The organism is Mesorhizobium sp. (assembly GCF_004963255.1).
Lineage (GTDB): Bacteria > Pseudomonadota > Alphaproteobacteria > Rhizobiales > Rhizobiaceae > Mesorhizobium.
This window is the reverse complement of the sequence record NZ_SUGA01000023.1, coordinates 16,340-41,667: the sequence shown is the minus strand read 5'-3', so window position 1 is coordinate 41,667 and position 25,328 is coordinate 16,340. Positions and strand designations below refer to the sequence as shown.

Below are 25,328 nucleotides of genomic sequence, written 5' to 3'. Positions count from 1 at the left end.
AACCGAAGGGCCCTCCGCTCTCGGCACGAGTCCGACGATCAAGGTGCGTTCCAATGAAGACAGCGTTTTGTTCCCTGCTCGGCGCGGCGGCAATCCTTGCCGCCGGCGCCACCACCTCTCTCGCCAATGACCGCTACGCCGACATGCCGCCGGTGACGGTGAGCCCTGACCTTTCGGCGCCCTGGGTGCTGCAGCTTGGCCATGCGCCGGGCATCGTGCGGCCGGCCCGGCAGGCGACGCAGCAGCCGCTGCAGCGTCTTTTCCAGGCGCAGCCCGACCGGCAGCGCACGGCGGCCGTGCAGCAGCCGGCCAGGCGCATGGTGATGCGGCCGCAGATCAACCCGATCTATCTGCCGCAGGAAGTTGCCTATGACGGGCCGGCGAAGCCGGGCACCATCGTCATCGATACGCACCAGAATTTCCTCTATCTGGTCGAGAAGAACGGCAAGGCGCGACGCTACGGCGTCGGCACCGGCAAGCCCGGCTTCGAATGGTCGGGCACGCACAAGATCACCGACAAGAAGGTTTGGCCTGACTGGCGGCCGCCGGCGGAGATGATCAAGCGCGAGGCCGCCAAGGGCCGTTACCTGCCGACGTATCTCGCCGGCGGCATCGAGAACCCGCTCGGCGCGCGCGCGCTCTATCTCGGCACCACCGAATACCGCATCCACGGCACCAACCAGCCCTGGACGATCGGCGGCGCGGTGTCTTCCGGCTGCATCCGCATGCGCAATGAGGATGTCGTCGACCTTTACGAGCGCGTGAATGTCGGAACCACCGTCGAGGTGATATAGCCGCAGCGAATCGGCCGGTTAGACGGCGCAGCACTTTTTAGTTCGATGCTGTTGCCGACAAGTCATAGTGCGATCCTTCGGGATGTGCTTAAACCGGCGGCAGAGTTTACGGGGGACGGGCCGTGTGGGGATACGGCCGGTCACGAAAGGGCAGCGCGGGCAACCGCGCTGCCCTTTTCGTTTTTGAGTTTCTCTTGATGCATGTCGGTGGCAGGTCGCCCCGAAAGCAGGCGGTTTCGCTTTCGGGGCTGATTTCCCGGTGCTCCTCTGCTATTGCAGTGCACAAATCCTGATCGTACGCAATTCTGGACGCATCGCTGCTTAGCGATCTCCTCAAATTGCCCAGAAGGCAGAGGTGCCAGCCATGACCCGGACCGACGACAGCCGCTATCTGAGAGGTGGCCCGGTCGCCCAGCGCATCATCGCGTCGGTGCGCGAAGATGCCTTGATCGCGACGGCCGAAGGCTTTCCGCCGAAACTGGTCTCGATCACCGTCGGCGATACCGACGCGGTCGACGTCTATGTGCGCAACCAGCGCGCTAAAGCCGCTCTTGCCGGCATCGGCTTCGAGGAGCGTCGCTTCGCCGCCGACATCACCGCCGGCGAGTTGGAAGCGGCGATCCACGGCCTCAACGCTGACCCGCGCGTCACCGGCATCATCATCCAGCGTCCGGTTCCGGCGCACATCCCCATCAAGACGCTGCAGGCGGCGGTGCATCCGCTGAAGGATGTCGAGGGCATGCACCCGGCCTCGATCGGCAACATTGTCTACAACCAGCTCGATCTGGCGCCCTGCACGGCGGCCGCCTCGGTCGAGCTGCTGAAGGAAACCGGCCTCGAGTTGAAGGGACTCGAAGTGGTCGTCGTCGGCCATTCCGAGATCGTCGGCAAGCCGATCGCCTTCCTGCTGATGAGCGAAGGCGCGACAGTGACGGTCTGCCACCACATGACGCGCTCGGTGGCCGCGCATGCGCGGCGCGCCGACGCGCTGTTCGTCGCGGTCGGCAAGCCCAGGCTGATCAAGGCCGACATGGTGAAGCCGGGCGCGGCTGTCATCGACATCGGCATCAACTCGGAGGTCGGGCCTGACGGCGAAACCCGCATTGTCGGCGACGTCGACACCGACAGCGTCAAGGAAGTGGCGTCTTGGATCACACCGGTGCCGGGCGGCGTCGGGCCGCTCACCGTGGCGATCCTCTTGCGCAACACCATGGTGGCGCTGAACCGCCAGCGCGCGCTTTACCGCGCCACCTATGGCGTGGCGGACCAGCTCGCAGCGGAGTAAGCCACGACGCCTAGATCCCTTCCCGTCAGCCAAAATAAACTTACTGCTGCGCCATCTTCCAGCGAACGAGCAAAGCCCTGATACCTTGGGAAGCCTGTCGCCAGTTTCTAAAAACCTCCCGGCGTATTGCAAACTGAGCTGCCAAATTCATGTCTTTTAGATCGAGATACGCTTGGCAAGACACAGTCGTACACGATAGCATTAAGCTATCCATCTCATCCTTGAAATAATATTGATCGTTAGTGTTAGTTGTGTATTTGTTCTGCATCTTTATCAGGCGATCTTGATCGATCAGGACTAGGTCATCGTCACGATACAGCCTGAGAAGCCTGTCAATTCTCTGATCTGCGCTACTTTCCTTCAATGGATAACCGTAGCCGTAATACTGCATTCCGGTAACCCTGATAATTGAGTCGTCCGGCCCCGGATTCGGTCTGTCCGTTTCGCTTGGATGGAACTCCGGTACTCCCCAAAGGTCGCGCTCGGGCGCCTTCAGGTCCGGTATCCAGAATATGATCCCGACCGTCTTGCGGTTCGGATTGCAGTTGAGATGAGTGGAGAATGGGCGGGGATAGATATAGGCCCACGGTATCTTGAATTTCAGCGGTCCAAGATTAATCGCTACAGGGTGGGTAGGGTCGATCAGACTCTGTCGCACGGCCTCCTTGCCTACATGCCCTGGCTCAGCACTAAGGTCAGGCTGCGTGCAGGGAAGGTTGTAGACGTCCTCCGCGGTTTCAGCGGCAAGAGCGCTCGGCACCGACGAAGAAAAAAGCAGCAAGGCAACCGCGACTACTTTATGGGCTGTACGAAACCTCATTCCACCCATCCACAATTTTTTGAGGCTCATTTTCTACTCTGCGGCAATCAGGCCGGACTCGGAAACACCTTCCGGCTTCGGACCGCCATAGGCCCAGTCGAGCAGTTTTATCGTATGCACCACCGGCAGCTTCGCGGCGGATGCGATCTGGGTGATGCAGCCGATATTGCCGGTGGCGACGATCTCGGCGCCGGTCGCCTCGATATTTTTCACCTTGCGGTCGCGCAATTTGGCGGAAATGTCGGGCTGCAGGATGTTGTAGGTGCCGGCCGAGCCGCAGCACAAATGCCCTTCGCGCGGCTCGCGCACGATAAAGCCTGCCTTGGCCAGAAGCTCCTTCGGCTGGCGCGTGATCTTCTGGCCGTGCTGCATCGAGCAGGCGGAATGGTAGGCAACGACGGTGCCCGGTTTGCGCACTGGCTCGGGCAGGTCGAGCGCGGCGAGATATTCGGTGATGTCCTTTGCCAGCGACGATACCCGAGCGGCCTTTTCGGCATAGGCCGGATCGAGGCGCAGCATGAAGCCGTAATCCTTGATCGTGGTGCCGCAGCCCGACGCGGTGATGATGATGGCATCGAGCCCGCCTTGCTCGATGGCGCGCGTCCAGGCGTCTACATTCCGCCTGGCCGAGGCCAGGGCCTGATCCTCGCGTCCCATGTGGTGGACGAGCGCGCCGCAGCAGCCCTCACCTTCCGGCACCACGACCTCGACGCCGAGCCTGGTCAGCAGCGAGATGGTGGTGTCGTTGATGGCCGGGTCGAGAACGGACTGCGCGCAGCCGGTGAGGATAGCGACGCGGCCGCGCTTCTTGGTCCCCTGCCCGACATGCGTGCCGGGCGAGGCTTTCGGCGACGCCGGCGAGATCGAGGACGGAGCGAGCTTCAACATGGCGGCGACCGGCTTCAAGGCCGGCAGTTTTTCGAACAGGCCGATGAAAGGCCGGCCGAGCCCGGCCAGCTTCAGCGCGGCGCGGAAGCGGTTCGGGTAAGGCAGCACGAACGCCAGTATGGCGCGTGTTAGCCGGTCGAGCAGCGGCCGCTTATAGGTTTCCTGGATGTGGGCACGAGCGTGGTCGACCAGATGCATGTAGTTCACGCCCGATGGACATGTCGTCATGCAGGCAAGGCAGGACAGGCAACGGTCGATATGGGTGACGATCTCCTTGTCGGCCGGTCGGCCGTTCTCCAGCATGTCCTTGATGAGGTAGATGCGGCCGCGCGGCGAATCCAGCTCGTTGCCAAGCGTCACATAGGTCGGGCAGGTGGCGGTGCAGAAGCCGCAATGCACGCATTTGCGCAGGATCTTTTCCGATTCCGCGACATGCGGGTCGGCAAGCTGAGCAAGGGAGAAATTGGTCTGCACGCGAGAATCCTTACTGTCCCAGAAGCCAGCTCTGCGGGTTCCTGACGGGCTCGCCGTGCTGCAGCGCCTGGATGCCCAGAATGCAGCGGGCGATAAACCAGACGGCGACGGCGAACATCAGCACGAAGCCGATCACAAGCATCATCAGGACCAGCGAGATCAGCGCGTAGAGAAGGCCGATCCAGAACGTCCTGATCAGGAACGTGTAGTGGCTTTCGACGAAGCCGCCGGCCTTGCCGCGGTTGATGTAGGCAAGCACGATGCCGACAATGCCGGTGACGCCGATGACGAGGCTGGCGAGGTAGAGAATGTAGATGACCAGCGCGTTGGTCTGGCCCGGCTCTAGCCAGCGATCGGTCTGGCGCGGTGCGCTGCTCGGTCCTGGATCGGTATTGCTCATGATGCTGCTCCCTCCGTTGATCGGGCAAGAGTAGCAGAGCCGGCGCCCGCCGCCATGCGGCCGGGGTTGAGTATATTCTTCGGGTCGAATTCGGCCTTGAGCCGCGCCGAGAGCGCCGCCAGATGCGGCGGCTGCGGTTCGAACACCGGCAGCGCCGCGCGATGCGGAGCGGACGCCCGCACCAGCGTCGCATGGCCGCCGCCATGCTTACGGATCAAGCCGCGCAAAAGATCGGCCTCCGGATCGCCCTCGCGCATCGACAGCCACACCAGACCGCCCTGCCAGTCGTAGAACGCATCGACCGCCGCCTGCATGCGCAGCGCCATCACCATGTGATGCGCCTGCGATGGCGCCATCGAGACGCGCCAGACCGGCCGCGTGCCGCCATCGGCGAAAGGCCGGCAATCGCGAATGTCGCGCCAGATGGCGTTCGACGCCTCGCCGGCGATCTCTTCCAGCGGCCCGGCCTTGCCGAGCAGCTGCTTAAGCGCCTCGATGCGATAGACGACCGAGGGGCCAAAACCTTCGACGCGCAGCAGCGTCGCCGCGTCGCTGCCGTGCTTGCCGCCGGCGACCCGCGCCGCGATGCGCTCCGGCAGATGCGCCGCGCTCGACACTTCGGCGCTGGAGCCCAGCGCCAGCGCCATGGCGGCGACGGCAGCTTCATCGAGCAGACCGCGGATGGCCAAAGTCACTTCCGTTTCGGCGGCCGGCAGAACCTTGAACGTGACATCGGTGAGCACGGCCAGCGTGCCCCAGCTGTTCGCCATCAGCTTGGAGAGATCGTAGCCGGTGACGTTCTTGACGACGCGCCCACCTGACTTGAAGGCCTCGCCACGGCCGGAAACGGCCGCGACGCCAAGGATATGGTCGCGCGCGGCGCCTGCCTTGAGACGGCGCGGGCCGGACAGGTTCGAGGCCAGCACACCGCCGATGGTTCCGTTCTTGCCCCCTTGGCCTGGCTCGCCGCCGAGCAGCGGGCCGTAGTCCATCGGCTCGAAGGCAAATTGCTGGCCGTTTTCCGCAAGCAGTTGTTCGATCTCGGCGAGCGGCGTGCCTGCCTTGGCCGACAGCACCAGCTCGGCGGGCTCGTAGAGGGTGACGCCCGTGAGCTTGGACAGGTCGAGCGTGTGCTCGGTCTGCAGCGGACGGCCGATGCCGCGCTTGGAGCCGTGGCCGAGGAGCTCGAGCGGGGATTCTTCGGCGGCCGCCCATTGGATGGTGGAGAGGACTTCGGTGGAGGTGGAGGGGCTGAAGGTGGTCATGGCAACGCGACCATCCCTAATGAGGATATGTCGAGTTCCCTCGCGCCCCCCTCTGTCCTGCCGGACATCTCCCCCACTTGGGGGGAGATTGGCAGCTTCCGCGGCCGCGCCTCACTTGCAACGTCTGAGATTGGCGAAGGCCGCGATGACAGCTGATCTCCCCCCAAGTGGGGGAGATGTCCGGCAGGACAGAGGGGGGCGCGACAGAACGCCGACATGCGAAGTTGAGCCCTCATCAAAACCTCGGAATATCCGGGAACGCCACCTGCCCGCGATGCACATGCATCCGCCCCAGTTCCGCGCAGCGGCGCAGCTGCGGAAACACCTTGCCGGGGTTGAGCAAATGGTTGGGATCGAAGGCGCATTTGACGCGCATCTGCTGGTCGAGGTCGATCTGGTTGAACATTTCGGGCATCAGGTCACGCTTCTCGACGCCGACGCCGTGCTCCCCGGTCAAGACGCCGCCAACCTCGACGCAAAGCCGCAATATGTCGGCGCCGAAGCTTTCGGCCTTGTCGAGTTCGCCCGGCACGTTGGCGTCGTAAAGGATCAGCGGATGCAGATTGCCGTCGCCGGCGTGGAAGACATTGGCGACGCCGAGGCCGTATTTCGCGGAGAGATCACGCATGCCGGCCAGCACGCGCGGCAGTTCCTTGCGCGGGATGGTGCCGTCCATGCAGTAATAGTCGGGCGAGATGCGGCCGACCGCCGGGAAAGCCGCCTTGCGGCCGGCCCAGAAACTCAGCCGCTCCTGCTCGGACTGCGAGATGCGGCAGGTGGTCGAGCCGTTCCTGTAGGCAATCGCCTCGACCAGGCCGATCAGATGGTCGACCTCGACGCTCGGCCCGTCGAGCTCGACGATGAGCAGCGCCTCGACGTCGAGCGGATAGCCGGCATGAACGAAATCTTCCGCCGCATGGATCGCCGGGCGGTCCATCATCTCCATGCCGCCCGGGATGATGCCGGCGCCAATGATGTCGGCGACGCATTGGCCGCCCTGTTCGCTGGTCGGAAAGCCGATCAGCAGCGCGCGCGCCGTTTCCGGCTTCTTCAGGATCCGCACCGTGACCTCGGTGACGACGCCAAGCAGGCCTTCCGAGCCGGTCATGACGCCGAGCAGGTCGTAGCCCTCCTGGTCGAGATGGCTGCCGCCGAGCCGCACCACCTCGCCATTCATCAGCACCATCTCGATGCTCAGCACATTGTTGGCGGTAAGCCCGTATTTCAGGCAGTGTACGCCGCCGGAATTTTCCGCGACATTGCCGCCGATCGAGCAGGCGATCTGGGAGGATGGATCGGGGGCATAGTAGAAGCCCTCCTGCTCGACGGCGGTGGTGATGCCGAGATTGGTGACGCCCGGCTGAGCGACCACGATGCGGTTGGGGTAGTCGATTTGAAGGATGCGGTTGAAGCGGCTCATCACCAGCAGCACCGCATCTTCCAGCGGCAGCGCGCCGCCGGACAGCGAGGTGCCCGAACCGCGCGGCACGACGCGGATGTTGCGCTCGTTGCAGTATTTCAGCACCCGCGAGACCTGAGCCACCGTTTCCGGCAGCACGACGACCAGCGGCAACTGCCGGTAGGCGGTCAGGCCGTCGCTTTCGAAGGCGCGCATTTCATTGGCCGTATCGACGACGCCCTCGCCCGGCACGATGATGCGCATGTCGGCGACGATCTCGGCGCGCCGACGCAGCGTTTCGGCATCTGGCTTGGGCATGGCTAGGCCGGACATCGGTCATCCCGCTTGACTGGTCAAAATCTTTTACCAGCTTGACGGTTTTGTTGCAAACGCTGCTTTGGTCAAATGTGGCGGCGACCGTAATGCCCAGCTTCCGCAGCGGCAATCTGCCGCTGCTTCCTCGCATCGAGGGGAAGATTACTCGCCCGGATGCTTCGCCGGCTCTGAATGCATCTTGCGCACCCGGCGCACGCCCCACCAGACCAGCAGGATGGCGACGGGGACGGAGGCTGCGGTGACGACTTCTGGCGCGAAGACGTGGCCGAAGATCGAGGCGCCCTTGGCGACATAGCCGATGAGGCCGACGACATAATAGGACACGGCGGCCACGGACAGGCCTTCGACCGTCTGCTGCAGGCGCAGCTGCAGCCGGGCCCGGTTGTTCATCGATGCCAGCAGGTCGCGGTTCTGCTTCTCGACCTCGACATCGACCCAGGTGCGTAAGAGCGTGGTGGCGCGGGTGAGTTTTCGCGACAAATTGGCCTGGCGCTCCTCTACCGAGCGGCAGGTGCGCATGGCCGGCGCCATGCGTCGCAGCAGGAAGCCGGCCCAGGTGTCAAAACCCTGCACCGGCTCTTCATCCAGCGCCTCCAGCCTTTCGGTGACGATGCCGTCATAGGCGCGGCTGGCTCCGAAGCGGTAGAGGCTGGATGCGGCGTCGGCCTCGAGCTCGGCGGCGAGCTCGGTGAGGTCGGCCAGCAGCGTCTGGCTGTCACGGGTTTCGACGGCCTTCATTTCCAGCGTGGTCTGCGCCAGGCGGTCCTCGATGCGGCGGGCACGGCCGGACAGCGTCAACGCCAGCGGCAGGCCGAGCATGGCCAGCGTCCGATAGGTCTCGATGTCGATCAGCCGCTGCGACAAGGCGCCGGTGCTGGCCGGCGTCAGCCCGCGGTCGAGCACCAGCATGCGGGTCAGGCCGTCGCCGTCCTGGCGGAAATCGGTGATGATGGCGGCGGCGCCCCGCTCGACCAGCGAATAGCACAGGCTGGTCGGATCAAAGCCGGCGATCAGTTTTTCGCTGGCCTGCGTCCATTTGCGGATTTCGAGGCGGATGCCGGAAATCACCGTGCCTGGGGGCGAGAAGCCGTTGCCGAAGGGCGAATCTTCCTGCCCCCGGCCGTTCTCTGCCAGCGGCCCCTCCCACAGATAGGTCGAGAATTCCGTATGCCGCTCCCAACGCAGCGAGCCCTTGCCCCATTTCATGGCATGGTGGCGCGCGTTGCGCTCAGGCGCGGCGATTCCCAGCCGCCGCGAAAGCTCCGAGAGCACGGCATGGTCGACCGCGGCGCCGGCCTCGGTCATGAAGGAAAGCTGGATCAGCACGCGTGGCTTTTCGATCAGCGGGTGTGGACGGGCATGGACCTCGCCGATCGCGCCGGGCCGCCCCTCATGCGCCGGAAAGCCCATGACGCTGCCTTGGGCGCGCGGCTGGAATTCGAGACTCGACATCTCGTCGGACACGGCTGGTCCCCCTGTTTTCGACCCTTCGTGCAACCCGGTCGTCTTGCGGCAATCGGCGAGACGCGTAAACAGCTAATATTAGCATCCGGAGATGGCGGCGCGCGGCAGGCGGCCCGACCGCATTGGGCGAATTGGATAAATAATTTGACCAGTTGACGACAGACGCTTTAATCTGGGCGACATCCGTTCCATCTCCAGGCGTCTCCGTTGAGCGACATTTTCTCCAGGATCGAGCATTCGCGCACCGCCGACGAGGTGGTGCAGCAGATCGAGAGCCTGATCCTCGAAGGCGTGCTGCGCACCGGCGACCGGCTGCCCGGCGAACGCGAGCTGGCGCGCCAGTTCGACGTGTCGCGGCCGATCCTGCGCGATGCGCTGAAGGCGCTGGAGGGACGCGGACTGCTGACGACGCGCCCCGGCGGCGGCACGCATGTCGCCGACGTCATCGGCCAGCTCTTCACCAAGCCGGTGACGGACCTCATCTCCACGCACCGCAAGGCGGTGACCGACTATCTGGAGTACCGGCGCGAGATCGAGGCGGTGGCGGCCGAATATGCGGCGCGGCGGGCGACGCCGGAGGACCTTGCGCTGCTCGACCGTATCATGGCGCGCATGGAGGAGGCGCACCGGACAGGCGACTTCGACGACGAGGCGGAAATCGACGTCGAGTTCCATCATGCGGTGTGCGAATGCGCGCACAACATCATCCTGCTGCACACACTGCGCTCCTGCTATCGACTGCTGTCCGAGGGCGTGTTCCAGAACCGGCTTCTGGTGTTCGGCGTGCCCGGCGCGCGCGAGGCACTGCTCGAGCAGCATCGGGCGATTCATAACGCCATCAAGGCCGGCGATCCGATCGCGGCGCGCAAGGCGGCGATGGACCACATCACCTATGTCGAGCGCTCGATGGCGGAAGCCGAGCGCAGCGGCGACTGGCAGCGCGTCTCCCGGCTGAGGCTGAGACAGCGCTCCGACGCCGGCGATATCGAACCCACACGCAAACGCTCCTAAGCACAGATTTTAGCGGGGACCCATCATGAGCGAAATCCTCACCATCGCCGATCTCAAGGACCTGGCGCGCCGTAGGGTGCCGAAGATGTTCTTCGACTATGCCGATTCCGGTGCCTGGACGGAGAGCACCTACCGGGCCAACGAGGAGGACTTCGGCAAGATAAAATTCCGCCAGCGCGTGCTGGTCGACATGAGCAACCGCTCACTGGAATCGACCATGATCGGCCAGAAGGTGGCGATGCCGGTGGCGCTCGCGCCGACCGGATTGACCGGCATGCAGCATGCCGACGGCGAGATGCTGGCGGCGCAGGCGGCGGAAGCGTTCGGCGTGCCGTTCACGCTGTCCACCATGAGCATCTGCTCGATCGAGGATGTCGCCTCGGTGACCAAGAAGCCGTTCTGGTTTCAGCTCTATGTGCTGCGCGACAAGGATTTCGTACTCAACCTGATCGATCGCGCCAAGGCGGCAAAATGTTCGGCGCTGGTGCTGACGCTCGATCTGCAGATCCTGGGACAGCGCCACAAGGACGTGCGCAACGGGCTTTCGGCGCCGCCCAAGATGACGCTTGCCAACATCCTCGACCTTGCGCTGAAGCCGCGCTGGTGCCTGGGCATCGCAGGCACCCCGCGCCGCACCTTCCGCAACATCGTCGGCCACGCCAAGGGCGTCGGCGACGTCTCCTCACTATCGTCCTGGACGAATGAGCAGTTCGATCCGCACCTGTCGTGGAAGGACGTCGCCTGGATCAAGGAACGCTGGGGCGGCAAGCTGATCCTGAAGGGCATCCTCGACAAGGAAGACGCGCTGATGGCGGCCGAGACCGGGGCGGACGCGATCGTGGTCTCAAACCATGGCGGGCGGCAGCTCGACGGCGCCCCCTCCTCGATCTCGGTGCTGGAAGAGATCGCCGACGCGGTCGGCGACAGGATCGAAGTCCATATGGACGGCGGCATCCGCTCCGGCCAGGATGTGCTCAAGGCGCTCTGCCTGGGCGCCAAGGGCACCTATATCGGCAGGCCCTTCCTCTATGGCCTCGGCGCGATGGGCAAGGACGGCGTCACCAAGGCGCTCGAAATCATCCGCAAGGAAATGGATGTCACCATGGCGCTGTGCGGCAAGCGCCTCGTCGGCGACATGGGCAAGGAGCAGCTCCGGCGCTAGGGCGTTGTTCATCGATTGGTCCTAGCTTGCGCACGGCGACCAATGCGAAAGACAGGTTCCTTGACCGAAACCGGCATCCACTATCTCGACGCGCGCGGGCCGGACGGCATGCGGCTTTACGCCATCGGCGACGTACATGGACGCCATGACCTGCTCGCCGCCATGCACCGGCGCATCGAAAGCCAACTGGAACATGCGCCCGCCTCCGACTGGCGCATCATCCATCTCGGCGACTATGTCGACCGCGGTCCGGATTCAAAGAGCGTCATCGACTTCCTGATCGGGGCGCGCAAGCGCGATCCGCGCAACATCACGCTCGCCGGCAACCACGATATCGGCATGCTCGAATTCCTTGCTGATGCCGAGCCGGACGGCCTGTTCATGAACTATGGCGGCGTGCAGACCGCGCAGTCCTATGGCGTTGATCTTCTGCGCGACGCCCATTGGTACGGCAAGGCGGAAGCCATCGCTCGTGGACACGCCGCGCTGGTGAAAGCGGTGCCGCGCAGTCATGTCGATTTCCTGCAGTCGCTGACGTTTTCGGTCAGTTTCGGCGACTTCTTCTTCTGCCATGCCGGGATAAGGCCGGGCGTGCCGCTCGACCGCCAGAACCAGCAGGACCTGATCTGGATCCGCGATGCCTTTCACGATAACCCGGGACTTTTTTCCAAGGTGATCGTGCACGGGCACACGCCCGTCCCGGAAGCCGAGGTCAGGGCCAACCGCGTCAATGTCGACACGCTCGCCTGGAAATCGGGGACGCTGAGCGCGCTCGCCGTCAATGGCGGCGACAAGGGCATCGTGACCGTCCAAGGGAAAGCGCTCTAAGCGCAATCCCGGCGCGGGCGTCTTTCCGATTTTTGATTGGGCTCAGTCGAGCGAGGCGGTGACGCCGTAGCCGTCGACGGCCCGGTGGTTGGTCGCTGCGTCGGCGGCATAGATGCCCAGGCCGCAGAGCACGATGGCAGACAGCATGACAAAAGACAGGAGAGCTGCTTTCACGGACGTCATCTCTGGTTAAGCTTTCTGCATCTGGGCACGAGGCGGTTACCAATGCGTTGAAACGATAAAATGCGTTTCAATGTTTCGAAGATTTCGCGCTTCTAAGCAGATTCTGTTTCGCCGGTGTGTCGGCTGGATCACACAAAAGGTTCATGGCGGTTGCACCGGCGATACAAAGCGCGCCCTCTTAATGGAGCGGCCGGACACAAACCAAGAAAGAAGAGCGTTATCCCCAGGCGCAGACGCTGAGGCGTGCCAATTATGCCACGCTGCGTCCGCGTGGATGTTTGAGATGCAGGTCAGGCCGGCCTTACCTGAATATCAACGCAGCTTAGATGGTAGCCACCCAAGCGCGGGCGATCGCCAGGCCGGCGGCATCGGCTTCGGGGCCGTTGCCGGCCAACTCGTCGTCGAGCCGGTCGTTCCAGTCGGGATGGCGCTCGGCGATGGTTGCCGCGAAGGAGGTGCTCCAGTCGCGCACCATCGGCGTGTCCGCCTCGAAATGGAACTGGAACCCGTAGACGGCGCGACCGAGGCGGAAGGCCTGGTTTTCAGCGACCGCGCTGCCCGCAAGCCGCACGGCATTCTCAGGCAGCACAAAGGTGTCGTCGTGCCATTCGAAGATCGGGAATTGTTCAGGCAGCGCCGCCAGCACCGGATCCGACTTCGCCGCCGGCGTCAGCGAGACCTTGTGCCAGCCGAACTCGGTGGCGCTGCCGATGTGGTTGTCGCCACCGAACGCGCGGGCAAGGAGCTGGCTGCCGAGGCAGATGCCGAGCACGGAGCGGTCCTTCTCGGCGAAATCGCGGGTCAATTCGAGGAGCGCCGGAAAATAGGGATAGTCCTCGTCGGCCAGCGCATTCTGCCCGCCGCCCAGCACGACCATCGCATCATGCCCGCCTGCGTCCTGCGGCAACGGATCGCCCTGGTATGGGCGCCGCAGGTCGAGATCGGCGCCCGCTTCTGCCAGAGCGGCACCGACCTGACCGAGGCCGGTATTGTCGTAGTTCTGGACCACCAGCACGCGCATCCTAGAATCCTGCTGACGTGAAAAGGCTGGGGCGAGCGATATCATGCGGCCCGTGTTTCAGCCAAGATGCGCGGCGGGAGAGAAAGATATGCCACTGCAGAACCGGGTCGATCCCTTCGGCGCCATCCATGCCGTGCCGGAGCGCGGCCTGTTCACCGGCAATCGCGGCATCATCCATGATCCGGAGACCAGGACGCTGCTGAGGAAGCGTTGGGCCTTGCCGGCCTGGATCATCTGTGTGTGCGAGTTCCGCAACGTGCGGCGCGAGCCGATGGGCCGCAACAGGCCGGGCGGCAAGGCCGGCTGGACGGAACTGTTCTTCCTCGACGAGGTCACGGCATTGGCCGCCGGCCATCGGCCCTGTTTCTTCTGCCGGCGCGAGCGGGCGACCGATTTCGTCGCCCGCTTCGGCAGGGCCTTCGGGGTTGACGAGGCCCGCGCGCCGATGGTCGACAAAAGGTTGCACAGGGAACGCCTGGCTTCGGGTGGACGGCCGCCTCCCGTAACCGTGCCGGAGCTTGGCGGCTTGCCCGATGGAGCGATGATCGCGCAGGGCGACACCGCCTACGCGCTGCGTTCCGGAAAGGCACTTGAATGGTCCTTCGCGGGTTACGCCGGTCCAATCGCCTTCAATGGCTTCACCGGCCGGTCGCTGCGTCTGCTGACGCCGGCAACCACCATTGCTGTTTTGCGGCAGGGCTTCGTGCCGGTCTGGCATCCGACTGCCGACACTTGACGATATCCATCGCCTCGCCCATTGGTCGGCAGATATTCGCGGGATGGCCCGCAAATATCTGCTTAGATTCGCTTGTTTTTCGCAGGTTATGATCGCAAAACCGCGGGGACACTTTTGCGGAACCTGCTCGGCCATGCGCGCCAATTACAAAATGCAGCGGCTGTTCGTGCCGGACGATCTTGGACCGGGCCTCGAATTCGATGCCGCACAGCAGCAGAGCCATTATCTCGCCCATGTGCTGCGGCTCGGCGAAGGCACCGAGGTTCTCTTGTTCAACGGCCGCGACGGCGAGTGGTCGGCTGCGATCGCCGCCCGATCCAAGAAGGCGGTCCGGCTGAAAGTGCTGGAACTGCAGCGGCCGCAGCCGCCGCTGCCCGACCTTGTCTATTGCTTCGCTCCGCTGAAGCAGGGGCGGCTCGACTATCTGGTGCAGAAGGCGGTCGAGATGGGCGCCGGCGTGCTGCAGCCGGTCATCACCCAGCACACGCAAGTGGCGAAGCCCGGCATCGAGCGGCTGCGCGCCAACGTCGTCGAAGCGTCCGAGCAATGCGGCATCCTGGCGGTGCCGGAGGTGCGTGAAGCGGAGAAGCTGGAGCGGTTGCTCGCCAATTGGGACAAGGAGCGGCGGCTGATCTTCTGCGACGAGGATGCCTCGACCAACAATCCGCTGCCGGCCCTGCAAGCGGTAGGTGAAAAGAAACTTGCGCTTCTGGTCGGTCCGGAAGGCGGATTTTCCGAGGACGAGCGCAAGATGCTGAGGGCCTTGCCTTTCGTCACCGCCATCCCGCTCGGGCCTCGCATCCTGCGCGCCGATACGGCGGCGGTGGCGGCACTTGCCGCGATCCAGGCGACGATCGGCGACTGGTAGCATCTACGCTTCCCCCCGTGAGGCCCACGAGGAGAAAGGGAAAAGCCGAGCCATACAGATCAAATCCAGTTGAGCCGTGGCTCAGGATTTTTCGCTTGATCGGCTACTGACATTTCGTCCATCTAGCGCCCGGCGGCCAACTGACGGCTGCGGAGGGCTTTCTTATGGCGCGCGACACCACCGATACCCAGCCTATCGAAGGGATCGACGAACTGGTCGGCTATCTGGCCGCGGGCAACAAGCCGCGCGACAAATGGCGCATCGGCACCGAGCACGAGAAATTCCCCTTCTATGTCGACGGCCACGCGCCGGTGCCCTATGGCGGTGAGCGCGGCATCCGCGCCATCCTGGAAGGCATGCAGGAAAAGCTCGGCTGGGACCCGATCATGGACGCGGGCCGCATCATCGGCCTTGTCGAGCCGACGGGACAGGGCGCGATCTCGCTGGAGCCAGGCGGCCAGTTCGAGCTTTCCGGCGCGCCGCTGGAATCGATCCACCAGACCTGTCGCGAGGGCAACGCGCATCTGGCGCAGGTGCGCGAGATCGCCGAGCCGCTCGGCATCCGCTTCCTCGGCCTCGGCGGCAGTCCGAAATGGTCGCTGGCCGACACGCCGAAAATGCCTAAGTCGCGCTACGAGATCATGACGCGCTACATGCCGAAGGTCGGCACCAAGGGCCTCGACATGATGTACCGCACCTGCACGATCCAGGTGAATCTCGACTTCGAGAGCGAGACCGACATGCGCCGCAAGATGCAGGTGTCGCTGAAGCTGCAGCCGCTGTCGACGGCGCTGTTCGCCAACTCGCCCTTCACCGAGAGCCGGCCGAACGGGCTGCAGAGCTGGCGCGGCGACATCTGGCGCGACACCGACAACCAGCGCTCCGGCATGCTCGAATTCTGCTTCTCGCCCGATTTCGGCTTCGCCGACTACGTCGAATGGGCGCTCGACGTGCCGATGTATTTCGTCATCCGCGACGGCCAGTATCACGACATGACGCGCTACACCTTCCGCCAGTTCATGGCGGGTGCGGCGCGCAATGAGATCCCCGATGGCCTGCCGACGATGGGCGACTGGGCAAATCACCTCTCGACCCTGTTTCCCGACGTGCGCCTGAAGCGCTTCCTCGAGATGCGCGGCGCCGATGGCGGCCCGTGGCGGCGCATCTGCGCCCTGCCCGCCTTCTGGGTCGGGCTGCTTTACGACGAGCAGGCGCTGGACGCCGCCGAGGCGCTGACGGCGAGCTGGACCTATGAAGAAGCGCTGGCGATGCGCAACGCCGTGCCGGAGCTGGGCATAGCGGCGCCGTTCCGCGACGCCACCTTGCGCGACGTCGCCCGCGACGTACTCGCCATCTCGCGCGCGGGCCTGAAGAACCGCGGCAAGAAGAACCGCGACGGTTACGACGAGACGTCGTTCCTCAACACGCTGGACGAGGTCGTGTCGCGCGGCACGACCAGCGCCGAGGAGATGCTGTCGGCCTACCACACGCGCTGGGGCGGCTCGATCGAGCCGGTGTTCATGGAGTATGCCTATTAACCGTCCGCTGCTCGCTACGCGGTTGGTTGGCAAAAGCCGCTTCAATCGGTGATCGAAACGAACTAGTCTTTTCCGGCGAGAACACTGCTGGAGGAGACCCCATGCCTTCCCTGTTCGACATTTTTGCCCAAGCCCAGAATGGCGCCGGCATGCAGGCGCTTGCCCAGCAATATGGGCTTTCGATGCAGCAGACGCAGGCCGCGGTCCAGGCGCTGCTGCCCGCCTTCTCACAGGGGCTCCAGCGCAACACGGCCGACCCTTATGGTCTCGGCGCCTTCATGACGGCGATGGCGAGTGGGCAGCACGCCAAATATTTCGAGGACGCGACAAGAGCCTTTTCGCCGCAAGGCATCGATGAGGGCAATGGCATTCTCGGCCATCTGTTCGGCTCGAAGGACCTGTCGCGCGCCGTGGCGAACCAGGCCGCGCAGGCGACGGGGCTCAGCCAGCAGGTGTTGCAGCAGATGCTGCCGGCCATGGCCTCGATGATGATGGGCGGGCTGTTCAAGCAGACCAACAATCAGTTGACCGGGGGCCAGATGCAGGCCTTCGGCGGCAGCGGCAATCCACTCGGCGAGATCGTCGAGCAGATGATGCGGCAGGGCGGCCTCGCGTCGGCGCCGCAAACGCGGCAGGCGCCGGCGCCCAATCCTTACGGCGAGAATCCGCTCGGCAAGGTGCTGCAGGACATGTTCGGCGGCGGCGCGGCGCAGCCGCAAAGCCAGACACAGCAAGCGGCCAATCCCTACGGCGAGAACCCGCTCGGCAAGGTGCTGCAGGACATGTTCGGCGGCGGCGCGCAGCCGCAAGGCCAGCCGCAGCAGACACAAAGTCCCTATGGCGACAATCCGCTCGGCAAGATCTTCGAGGAGATGCTGCGCCAGGGCGGTGGCGGCTTCGGCGTGCCCGGCGGGCAGCCGGCGCAGCAGCCGCAACAGCTCCAACCGCAGCAGAGCGCGCCGCAACAGCCGCAGACCAACCCGAGCGGCCGTCCGCGAAACCCGTTCGACGATATATTCGGCAAGATGTTCGAGACCGGCGCGCAGCAGCGCGACGAATATCAGAAGGGCGTGGAGACGATCTTCGACCAGTTCAAGCGCGACATGGACCGGCGATGAACCCTGAACGCCGCCGGAGCGACGTTCCGCGAGCAAGAGACCCAAGCAGATGCGCCGCAATCCTCGCCGCGACTGCTTGCAGGGGCTTTCGACCACAACTCACTACCGAGTATTCTGGATCACAAGGAAAAGCGGATGCGCCCTTCGTCCTCTATGTTGCTATTGATGCTTGCCGCATCGCTGATGGGCTGCACGACAAGCAACGGAAACGCTGGCCAAAGCTCGAAGAACGAGGCGCAATGCGTTGGCTTCGGTTTTGAACGAGGTACGGATGCTTTCGCCAATTGCATGATGCAGCTTTCACTGCGGCAGGGAGGCTCGCAGCAGCCCGACCACGAAACCCTTGTCAATCAATACAGAAGCCGCAGCAAGGCCCGACAGGGTGACGATCGTTATCCCGTGTGCAGCGCCGCAAACATGGACGCCGAGTTGGATATTACAACGGGTAAGTGGGTCGGCCCCGATTGCCAAATGGCGCCAGATTAGAGCCTGCGTCCCTAAACGGCTCTGCTGGTTCAACAATGCGTCTGGCGGCAATCAACGCTTCCGTCATGAGTCGAAGCCCATAAAAAATGCCCGGTCCTGGAGGAGAACCGGGCAATGTGCAGGCTGGCCGGCGGGGAACCGGCAGGGAGTGTGGGAGCCTGCGTGAAGCTTGGTCGCGCCGAGCCGTGAAAAGGTTCAGCGCGACGGGAAATCCAAGGAAACGCCGCCCTTCAACCTACCCGACGAGCAAGGTCCTCGATCGTGTCGGCGCGCTCGCTGGCGATCGCGCGCAGCTTCGCCGTCGGATCGCGGCCGAAGGGCACGTCGATCGCGACATGGAGGTCGCCGCGCGTCAGGCCGATATCGGCAAGCTCGGCGTCCGACATCTCGCCGAGGCGATAGAAGGCGCGGCGGTTTTTCCAGGCGCGGTAGCTGTTGGCGATGGCATTGACCACAAGCGTCGCAACGGCCGGACGCGTGGTGATGCGCGGAGTCTCGGAGGCGAATTCAATCGTGGTCATTTCAGTCTCTCCTTCCAGGAGTCGAGCGGACGAAACCAGCCAATCGGCGCCTTGGGAGAAGCCCCGGTCCGGTTTCCATTCATTGATGTGATGCATGTCGTTGTCCCCAGAACCGGGAACCCCTTCTGGGCGACATGCACTGTTCTCATGTGGACAATGACAATTTGCCATCGCGCGATTGATTAATCCAACGAATGTTTTTAATCTCTAGCATCAACATCAATGATAGGTTGGACCGATGAAAGCACCGCTTGACCTCGATCAGTTGCAAACCTTCATCTCGATCGCCGACACCGGCAGCTTCACCCGCGCGGCCGAGGAGGTGCACCGGACGCAGTCGGCGGTGTCGATGCAGATGCGCCGGCTGGAGGAGCGGATCGGCAAGCCGCTGTTCGAAAAGGACGGCCGCACCAACAAGCTGACCGAGGAGGGCGACCGGCTGCTTTCCTATGCGCGGCGGCTGATCTACCTCAACCGCGAGACGCTCGCGGCCTTCGACGACCAGCGGCTCGAAGGCACGATCCGCATCGGCACGCCGGACGACTATGCCGACCGCTTCCTGCCCGAGATCATGGCGCGCTTCTCGCGCTCCAATCCGCGTGTCGAGCTGACGGTCGTTTGCGAGCCGACGCCGGGGCTTGTCGAACACATCAAGCGCGGCAATCTCGACCTCGCGCTGGTGACGCATAACGACACACGCGGCCAGTCGGAAGTGGTGCGGCGCGAGCCGCTTTTATGGGTCACCTCGGCCAACCACGCCACGCATGAACAGGAAACCCTGCCGATGGCGTTCGGCCGGCCGAACTGCATCTGGCGGCGTGCGGCTGTCGACGTGCTCGACCGGCAGAACCGCGACTACCGCGTGCTGTTCTCCAGCTTCTCGGCCACGGTGATCACCGCGGCCGTGCTTTCCGGCCTGGCGGTCTCGGTGCTGCCGGAATGCGCGCTCAGGCCCGGCATGCGCGTGCTCGGCGAGGCCGACGGCTTCGGTCAGTTGCCGGACTGCCGCATCGGCATCATGCGCGGCCAGACCTCGCAGCCGGAGATCGTCGACGCCTTGGCCCGTCACATCGCCGAAAGCCTCGACAACATTTCCGTGCCGGTGAGCGAAGAGGCGGGAAGCTTCGACTTCGCCGCGCTCGCCTTTGCCAAGATGAAGCGGGTCAAGGCCAACCAGATCATGCCTGGCTGGTAACGTCAGGCCCGAGCGACGGAACGCTCCTGGCCGGCTGACGAAACACCCGGCAGCGCAAGCAGCTGGCCGGGCTCCAGCGGCGGCGACAGCAGATAGCCTTGCATCTGGTGACAACCCATGCCGACCAGCAAGGCCCTCTGCGCCTCGGTCTCGACCCCTTCGGCGGTCACCTCGACCCTCAGAGTCCGCGCCAGCTCGATCAGCGTCTTGGCGATTGCGCGGGCGCTTTCGTCCTCGTCGAGCAGGCGCACGAAGGAGCGGTCGATCTTAAACTTGTCGATCGCCTGGCGACGCAGATAGCTGAGGGAAGAGTAGCCGGTGCCGAAATCGTCGAGCACGATGCGCACCCCGGACTGGCGCAGCGCGGCAATCACGGCGCCGATCGTGTCATTGTGCTCAAGCAGAACACTCTCGGTCGTCTCGAGCTGCAGGCGGGATGGGTCGAGCCCGGTTTCCTTCAGGATGCCTGCGACCTGTTCGGCAAAGCCGATATCGCGCAACTGCATCGGCGAGATGTTGACGGCGATCCAGGACAATTCGGTCCTGGCGGTGAAACGGCAGGCCTCGCTCAGCGCCCATTTGCCGAGTTCGCCGATGAGGCCGCGCTCCTCGGCGATGGCGATGAATTGCGCCGCGGGCAAGGCGCCATGCACCTCATGCCCCCAGCGGATCAGCGCTTCGGCCCCCAAAATCCGGCGGCCGTCGGCCGCGAAAACCGGCTGATAGGCGAGCTTTATGCCGCCGTCGCCATCCAGCGCCTTGCGGAGTTCGGACTCGACCTTGCGCTTGCGCAACAAGAGATCGTCCATGTCGCCTGCGAACACCTCGTAGCGGCCGCGACCGTTCTTCTTGGCCTCGTAAAGCGCGATGTCGGCCTTGCGCAGCAGGTCGTCGGCATCCGTATCCGATCCGGACGAGAGCGCGATGCCGATGCTCGCGCCGACGAAGACCTGGTCGCCAATGAGCCTGAACGGCTCACGCAGCTTCACGAGCAGCCTTTCGGCGATATCTTCGGCGCTTCCGGCGTCGGGAATGTCGAGCAGGATCACAGCGAACTCGTCGCCACCGAGCCGCGCGACAGTATCAACTTCGCGGATCGTGTGCTTGAGCCGCGCCGCCGTCTGGCGCACGAGCTCATCGCCGGCTGGATGGCCGAGCGTGTCGTTGATGTGCTTGAAGCGATCGAGGTCGAGGTAAAGCAGCGCCACGCGGGTTCCGTCCTTGCTGGCGAACAGCAGCGTGCGCCGCAGCCGATCCTCGAACAGCGCCCGGTTGGGCAAGCCGGTGAGCGTGTCGTGGAAGGCTAGATATTGCGCCTGGTCCTGGCTGGTCTGCAGCGCAGCCGAGGCGCGACGCAATCGCCGCAGCAGGAACACCAGAACGCCGCCGGCCACGAGCAGCGCAAGGCCCAAGGCCGGAGCGATCTTGCGCACCAAGGTGAGGCCAGGCCGCAACTGGTCCCAGCCGATATAGCCGAGGATGACGCCACGCGAATCGACCAGCGGCACAGCGGCCGGGCCAACCGGCTCGGACAAGGGCACCAGCCGCGCGCCATCGAGCAGGTATTTGGCCGCGATCTTGCCAATGACGGCATCGTTGATGAACTCAGCCGAGATATGCAGATATTCCGTGCCAGGCGCCTGGGTGACGCGATCCGTGCTCGGCACCAGCGGCATGACGCTCAGGATCGCGGGCTTGCCCTGGAGCGGGACAAGATCCTGCGCGACCATCTTCGCCGGCTGGCCGGAGGCGTCGGGCTTCGGCGGCTCAGCCAACATATGGCGCAGCTTCTCGATGGTCGGCCGCAGTTCCGGCTCGTCCTCGCCGAAAGCCGTCGCCGCGACGACCTTGCCTTCCCGCATGGCGTGGATCGCATGATTGGCGGCGTCGAGGATGTAGACCCGGTTGTGGCCGTAGTAGGTGTACATCCAGGTGCTGAGGTTTTCCTCGATCCAGGCCTGATTGCCCGCCCTCACATTGGTTACCGAATCATCCCAGACCGTCACACTTTCCTGCTCGCGCTGGACCGTGGCAATCTGGTCCTTCAGGCCATCGGCGATGAAAATCTTCTGCCGTTCGAGCGAGGCCTCGTCGGCCTCATTGGCGGCGTAGAAGCCGAAGCCGACGACAATCGCCAAAGTGAAAGCGGCAAGCGTCAGCACGGTCAGCGTGACCTGGTGTGTCAACGGGCTGCTGTCGTGGCGTGCGCTCATGCGTTCCTGGCCGGCTCTCCTGCCGCCTGTCAAATCAAATCGGGCTTAAAATCACGTTATAATATTAGCGGGTTTTTCTCCGTGCTTGACGCGGGCCGATAAGCGTTCCCCAATCGCCAAATGAGTGAAACAGCAACCGAATCACGCAGCAACGCCACCGAATACACGGTGAGCGAGATTTCCGGCGCGCTGAAGCGCACTGTCGAGGACGCCTTCGGCAATGTGCGGGTGCGCGGCGAGATTTCCGGCTATCGCGGCCCGCATTCGTCCGGACATGCCTACTTCGCGTTGAAGGACGACCGCGCGCGGATCGATGCCGTCGTCTGGAAGACCACCATGGCGCGGTTGAAATTCCGCCCCGAGGAAGGCATGGAGGTGATCGCCAGCGGCAGGCTGACCACCTATCCCGGCAAATCCAACTACCAGATCGTCATCGACAATCTGGAGCCGGCCGGCGCTGGAGCGCTGATGGCGCTGCTCGAAGAGCGCAAGCGCCGGCTGCAGGCCGAAGGCCTGTTCGATGCAAGCCGCAAGCGGCGTTTGCCGTTCATGCCCAAGGTCATCGGCGTCGTCACCTCGCCGACCGGCTCGGTGATCCGCGACATCATCCATCGCATCAAGGACCGGTTTCCGCTCCATGTGCTGGTCTGGCCGGTAAGGGTGCAAGGCGAGACGACGGCCAGGGAAGTGACTGCGGCCGTCAACGGCTTCAACGCGCTGACTTGGGACGGACCCATCCGCCAGCCCGACGTTTTGATCGTGGCGCGCGGCGGCGGCAGCCTCGAAGACCTCTGGGGCTTCAACGACGAAGGGCTGGCACGCGCCGTTGCGGCGTCCGTCATCCCCGTGATCTCGGCCGTCGGGCACGAGACCGATACGACTCTGATCGACTTTGTTGCCGATAGGCGCGCGCCAACGCCGACGGGCGCGGCCGAGATCGCCGTGCCGGTCAGGGCGGATCTGGAGGCTACCTTGGCCAGCCTCGGCGCGCGGCTCAATGCCTGCGCTTCGCGGCATCTGGAGCGCAAACGCCAGGCGGTCCGCGCGGCGGCGCGCGCGCTTCCCTCGCCCGACCAGTTGCTGGCGCTGCCGCGCCGCCGTTTCGACGACGCGACCAGCCGCCTCGGCCGCGGGCTGACAGTGAATATCGAGCGTAAGCGGGCGACGCTGGAGCGGCAAAGGCTGACGCCGGCGACGCTGTCGCGGCGCCTCAACGAGGCGCGCACGCTGACCGGCCGCGACATCGCGCGAGCGCGGGCGGCGTTCTTCGCCATCGTGCGCGAGCGGCGCGGGCGTTTCCAGCGCAATTCGACGCGCCTGTCGCTGGCGCCGATCGTGCGGCGACAGAAGCTGCAGGCCGACGCCTTGGCCGGACTGTCGCGCAGGCAGGACCAGGCGATTGCACGGCGGCTCGACCGGCTGCGCGCGGCGCTGACACAGGCCGACCGGCTGCTTGCGACGCTGTCGCACAAGGCCGTGCTGGCGCGTGGCTTCGCGGTGGTCAAGGATGCCGACGGCGCCGTCATCAAGCGGGTCGAAGACGTGGCGCCGGGCGCGGCGCTGCAGCTTGAATTCGCCGACGGCACTGCCGAGGCCATCGCCACCAGCGGCGGCGCGCGGCCGAAGCTGGCCGCGAAGCCGCCCGCCAAGGCCAAGGAGCCGGGCAATCAGGGCTCGTTGTTCTGAGGTTTGCATGAGCAGCCACGACCCGCATCTTCGTACGCCTTCCGGCAAACCGCGCCTGCGCTCCTTCGGCATCGCGCTGGACGGCACGCCAGGCCGTTTCAACGCCATCACCGATGTGCCCGGCGTGTCGGTGGGCTATACGACGCTGATTTCCGGCGACGGTCCGTTGAAAGTCGGCATCGGCCCGGTCCGCACCGGCGTCACCGCGATCCTGCCGAGGCCGGTTCAGGAACTCGCAACGCCGGTTTTCGCCGGCGTGTTCAGCCAGAATGGCAATGGCGAGCTGACCGGCACGCATATCATCGAGGAGACCGGCGCCTTCAACTTCCCGGTCACCATCACCAACACGCATTCCTGCGGCGTTACCCGCGATGCCACGCTGCGCTGGATGCACAAGGTGCTGCCGGCCGCGCTCGACACAGGCTGGGGCCTGCCGGTGGCGGCCGAGACTTATGACGGCTTCCTCAACGACATCAACGGCCATCATGTGAGCGTGGAGCACGTCGCTGCCGCGCTCGACAATGCTGCCGGCGGCGCCATCGAGGAAGGCAGCGTCGGCGGCGGCACCGGCATGATCACGTTCGGCTTCAAGGCCGGATCCGGCACCGCCTCGCGCATCGTTGAATGGCAGGACAAGCGCTACACGTTGGGCGTCTTCGTGCAGTCGAATTTCGGCAAAAGGCACAATTTCACCATTCGCGGCCGGCGCACCGGGCAGGAGCTTGTCGACCCGGCAATCCGCGAAGCGACGGCGCGCGCCGAAAAGGGTTCGCTCATCGCCGTCGTCGCCACCGACGCGCCGTTTCTGCCGCATCAGATGAAGCGGCTCGCCCGGCGCGTGCCGCTCGGCATCGCCATGACCGGCGGCTATGGCTACCACAGCTCGGGCGATATCTTTCTGGCGTTCTCGACCGCCAATCCGGAGGCGGCGCTTGGCGCTTCAGGGCGCGTCGGACGCGCGGAGTTCATCCCCGACGTCGACATCGATCCGTTCTTCGACGCGGTCGTGCAAGGCGTCGAGGAGGCGATCCTCAACGCGCTCACCGCCAATGAGGACATGACGGGACGCGACGGCAATTTCGTGCCGGCGCTGCCGAAGGACTGGCTGAAGGAGAAATTCGGCTAGGAAATACCGTCCGCCCGCGCCGGCACGGGCATTCTCACTCCGCCGGCTTGTCGGGCCTTGCTTCGCTGCTGCCTTCTTCGGCGGCTTCCTCGAGGCGGGACGCGATCAATTCCTGGATGTCGCCGACCTCTTCCTGAATGTCCTCGAGCAGAATGCCTGCCTCGGCGGCTTTGGCGCAGCACTCCTTTGCGAGAGTCTCGGCCTGCTCGATCTTGATCGGCGAATGCTGGCATTGGACTTTCTCGCCAATCCATCCGCGCAAGAACTCGATCGCATGTTCACTCATACTGCTTCTTCCCTGGCGGCAAAGCCGGTTGGTAGCCATGAACGTCCGCACCCCGCAAAGGATGCATGCCCCATTCGAACCGAGTCGTCCCCGACCGGCAAGACATCTTGTCCATGGGACAAGACATCTTGCCCATGAGACGCAGAGCCGCAGGATTGGAAGGGTTCGAGGTGCACGTTCAGATCATTGAGAATGATGGAATGGTGGGCCGGGATCGACAGAAGG

General features: G+C 64.4%; 24 protein-coding genes. 13 read left to right on the top strand and 11 right to left on the bottom strand.

Annotation, left to right across the window (positions count from 1 at the left end):
* The first annotated feature begins 53 nt into the window (after positions 1 to 53).
* Positions 54 to 794: a L,D-transpeptidase gene (locus tag E5X34_RS21615; RefSeq protein ID WP_292568719.1), complete on the top strand. Its 741-nt coding sequence runs from the start codon at positions 54 to 56 to the stop codon at positions 792 to 794.
* Positions 795 to 1,158: 364 nt separating this feature from the next.
* Positions 1,159 to 2,079 carry a bifunctional 5,10-methylenetetrahydrofolate dehydrogenase/5,10-methenyltetrahydrofolate cyclohydrolase gene (locus E5X34_RS21610; RefSeq protein WP_292568717.1) on the top strand — a complete coding sequence of 307 codons (921 nt, stop codon included), beginning with the start codon at positions 1,159 to 1,161 and terminating at the stop codon, positions 2,077 to 2,079.
* Between the two features lie 40 nt (positions 2,080 to 2,119).
* On the opposite strand, the gene E5X34_RS21605 is transcribed toward E5X34_RS21610, so the two are convergent.
* The 6 genes from E5X34_RS21605 to E5X34_RS21580 form a co-directional block, all read right to left on the bottom strand.
* Positions 2,120 to 2,929, bottom strand: coding sequence for a hypothetical protein (locus E5X34_RS21605; protein WP_292568715.1), 810 nt, complete (start codon positions 2,927 to 2,929; stop codon positions 2,120 to 2,122).
* Between the two features lie 3 nt (positions 2,930 to 2,932).
* Complete coding sequence (gene glcF / locus E5X34_RS21600) at positions 2,933 to 4,261, bottom strand: glycolate oxidase subunit GlcF (protein ID WP_292568713.1); 1,329 nt, start codon at positions 4,259 to 4,261, stop codon at positions 2,933 to 2,935.
* Positions 4,262 to 4,271: 10 nt separating this feature from the next.
* Positions 4,272 to 4,661, bottom strand: coding sequence for a DUF4870 domain-containing protein (locus E5X34_RS21595; protein ID WP_292568711.1), 390 nt, complete (start codon positions 4,659 to 4,661; stop codon positions 4,272 to 4,274).
* Positions 4,658 to 5,926 carry an FAD-binding protein gene (locus tag E5X34_RS21590; RefSeq protein WP_292568709.1) on the bottom strand — a complete coding sequence of 423 codons (1,269 nt, stop codon included), beginning with the start codon at positions 5,924 to 5,926 and terminating at the stop codon, positions 4,658 to 4,660. Before E5X34_RS21590 ends, E5X34_RS21595 begins: the two co-directional genes overlap by 4 nt.
* Before the next feature lie 235 nt (positions 5,927 to 6,161).
* On the bottom strand, positions 6,162 to 7,658 hold the full coding sequence (locus E5X34_RS21585) for an FAD-linked oxidase C-terminal domain-containing protein (protein WP_292568707.1): 1,497 nt from the start codon (positions 7,656 to 7,658) through the stop codon (positions 6,162 to 6,164).
* Positions 7,659 to 7,802: 144 nt separating this feature from the next.
* On the bottom strand, positions 7,803 to 9,125 hold the full coding sequence (locus tag E5X34_RS21580) for a DUF3422 family protein (RefSeq protein WP_292568705.1): 1,323 nt from the start codon (positions 9,123 to 9,125) through the stop codon (positions 7,803 to 7,805).
* Between the two features lie 207 nt (positions 9,126 to 9,332).
* Between E5X34_RS21580 and E5X34_RS21575 the strand changes: the two genes are divergently transcribed.
* From E5X34_RS21575 to E5X34_RS21565, 3 genes are read left to right on the top strand one after another with little or no spacing between them, the layout of a single operon-like run.
* Entirely contained in the window at positions 9,333 to 10,136 is an 804-nt protein-coding gene (locus tag E5X34_RS21575) for an FCD domain-containing protein (RefSeq protein ID WP_292568703.1), read from the top strand.
* A 25-nt stretch (positions 10,137 to 10,161) separates the two neighbouring features.
* Positions 10,162 to 11,298 (top strand): alpha-hydroxy acid oxidase, encoded by a 1,137-nt coding sequence (locus tag E5X34_RS21570; protein ID WP_292568701.1) that lies wholly within the window; start codon positions 10,162 to 10,164, stop codon positions 11,296 to 11,298.
* Positions 11,299 to 11,358: 60 nt separating this feature from the next.
* A complete protein-coding gene (locus E5X34_RS21565; RefSeq protein ID WP_292568699.1) occupies positions 11,359 to 12,126 on the top strand; it encodes a metallophosphoesterase in 768 nt (255 codons plus the stop codon).
* 42 nt (positions 12,127 to 12,168) lie between these two features.
* Here the strand turns inward: E5X34_RS21565 and E5X34_RS21560 are convergent, their stop codons facing one another.
* Together E5X34_RS21560 and E5X34_RS21555 are read right to left on the bottom strand one after the other, a co-directional pair.
* Entirely contained in the window at positions 12,169 to 12,300 is a 132-nt protein-coding gene (locus E5X34_RS21560) for a hypothetical protein (RefSeq protein WP_263498119.1), read from the bottom strand.
* Between the two features lie 331 nt (positions 12,301 to 12,631).
* The gene (locus E5X34_RS21555) at positions 12,632 to 13,330 is read right to left on the bottom strand and encodes a type 1 glutamine amidotransferase (protein WP_292568697.1); all 699 of its coding nucleotides are present in this window, start codon (positions 13,328 to 13,330) and stop codon (positions 12,632 to 12,634) included.
* Between the two features lie 88 nt (positions 13,331 to 13,418).
* On the opposite strand from E5X34_RS21555, the gene E5X34_RS21550 reads away from it, so the two are divergent.
* From E5X34_RS21550 to E5X34_RS21530, 5 genes are all read left to right on the top strand, one after another.
* Positions 13,419 to 14,066, top strand: a complete 648-nt coding sequence (locus E5X34_RS21550) for a hypothetical protein (RefSeq protein WP_292568696.1) — start codon at positions 13,419 to 13,421, stop codon at positions 14,064 to 14,066.
* 133 nt (positions 14,067 to 14,199) lie between these two features.
* Positions 14,200 to 14,934 carry a 16S rRNA (uracil(1498)-N(3))-methyltransferase gene (locus tag E5X34_RS21545; protein WP_292568694.1) on the top strand — a complete coding sequence of 245 codons (735 nt, stop codon included), beginning with the start codon at positions 14,200 to 14,202 and terminating at the stop codon, positions 14,932 to 14,934.
* A 164-nt stretch (positions 14,935 to 15,098) separates the two neighbouring features.
* Positions 15,099 to 16,472: a glutamate--cysteine ligase gene (locus tag E5X34_RS21540; protein ID WP_292568692.1), complete on the top strand. Its 1,374-nt coding sequence runs from the start codon at positions 15,099 to 15,101 to the stop codon at positions 16,470 to 16,472.
* A 101-nt stretch (positions 16,473 to 16,573) separates the two neighbouring features.
* Positions 16,574 to 17,590 (top strand): DUF937 domain-containing protein, encoded by a 1,017-nt coding sequence (locus E5X34_RS21535; protein WP_292568690.1) that lies wholly within the window; start codon positions 16,574 to 16,576, stop codon positions 17,588 to 17,590.
* A gap of 135 nt (positions 17,591 to 17,725) precedes the next feature.
* A complete protein-coding gene (locus E5X34_RS21530) occupies positions 17,726 to 18,076 on the top strand; it encodes a hypothetical protein (RefSeq protein WP_292568688.1) in 351 nt (116 codons plus the stop codon).
* Between the two features lie 230 nt (positions 18,077 to 18,306).
* On the opposite strand, the gene E5X34_RS21525 is transcribed toward E5X34_RS21530, so the two are convergent.
* On the bottom strand, positions 18,307 to 18,597 hold the full coding sequence (locus E5X34_RS21525; protein ID WP_292568686.1) for a DUF1127 domain-containing protein: 291 nt from the start codon (positions 18,595 to 18,597) through the stop codon (positions 18,307 to 18,309).
* Between the two features lie 238 nt (positions 18,598 to 18,835).
* Here E5X34_RS21525 and E5X34_RS21520 point away from each other — a divergent pair, with 238 nt between their 5' ends.
* The gene (locus tag E5X34_RS21520) at positions 18,836 to 19,792 is read left to right on the top strand and encodes a LysR substrate-binding domain-containing protein (protein ID WP_042640974.1); all 957 of its coding nucleotides are present in this window, start codon (positions 18,836 to 18,838) and stop codon (positions 19,790 to 19,792) included.
* Between the two features lie 2 nt (positions 19,793 to 19,794).
* Here the strand turns inward: E5X34_RS21520 and E5X34_RS21515 are convergent, their stop codons facing one another.
* Positions 19,795 to 22,005 (bottom strand): EAL domain-containing protein, encoded by a 2,211-nt coding sequence (locus tag E5X34_RS21515; RefSeq protein ID WP_292568684.1) that lies wholly within the window; start codon positions 22,003 to 22,005, stop codon positions 19,795 to 19,797.
* 120 nt (positions 22,006 to 22,125) lie between these two features.
* Here E5X34_RS21515 and xseA point away from each other — a divergent pair, with 120 nt between their 5' ends.
* Entirely contained in the window at positions 22,126 to 23,691 is a 1,566-nt protein-coding gene (gene xseA / locus E5X34_RS21510) for an exodeoxyribonuclease VII large subunit (protein WP_292568682.1), read from the top strand.
* Positions 23,692 to 23,698: 7 nt separating this feature from the next.
* On the top strand, positions 23,699 to 24,817 hold the full coding sequence (locus E5X34_RS21505) for a P1 family peptidase (RefSeq protein WP_292568680.1): 1,119 nt from the start codon (positions 23,699 to 23,701) through the stop codon (positions 24,815 to 24,817).
* A 34-nt stretch (positions 24,818 to 24,851) separates the two neighbouring features.
* Here E5X34_RS21505 and E5X34_RS21500 read toward each other — a convergent pair whose 3' ends face one another.
* Complete coding sequence (locus E5X34_RS21500) at positions 24,852 to 25,103, bottom strand: DUF768 domain-containing protein (protein ID WP_112130065.1); 252 nt, start codon at positions 25,101 to 25,103, stop codon at positions 24,852 to 24,854.
* Positions 25,104 to 25,328 lie beyond the last annotated feature (225 nt).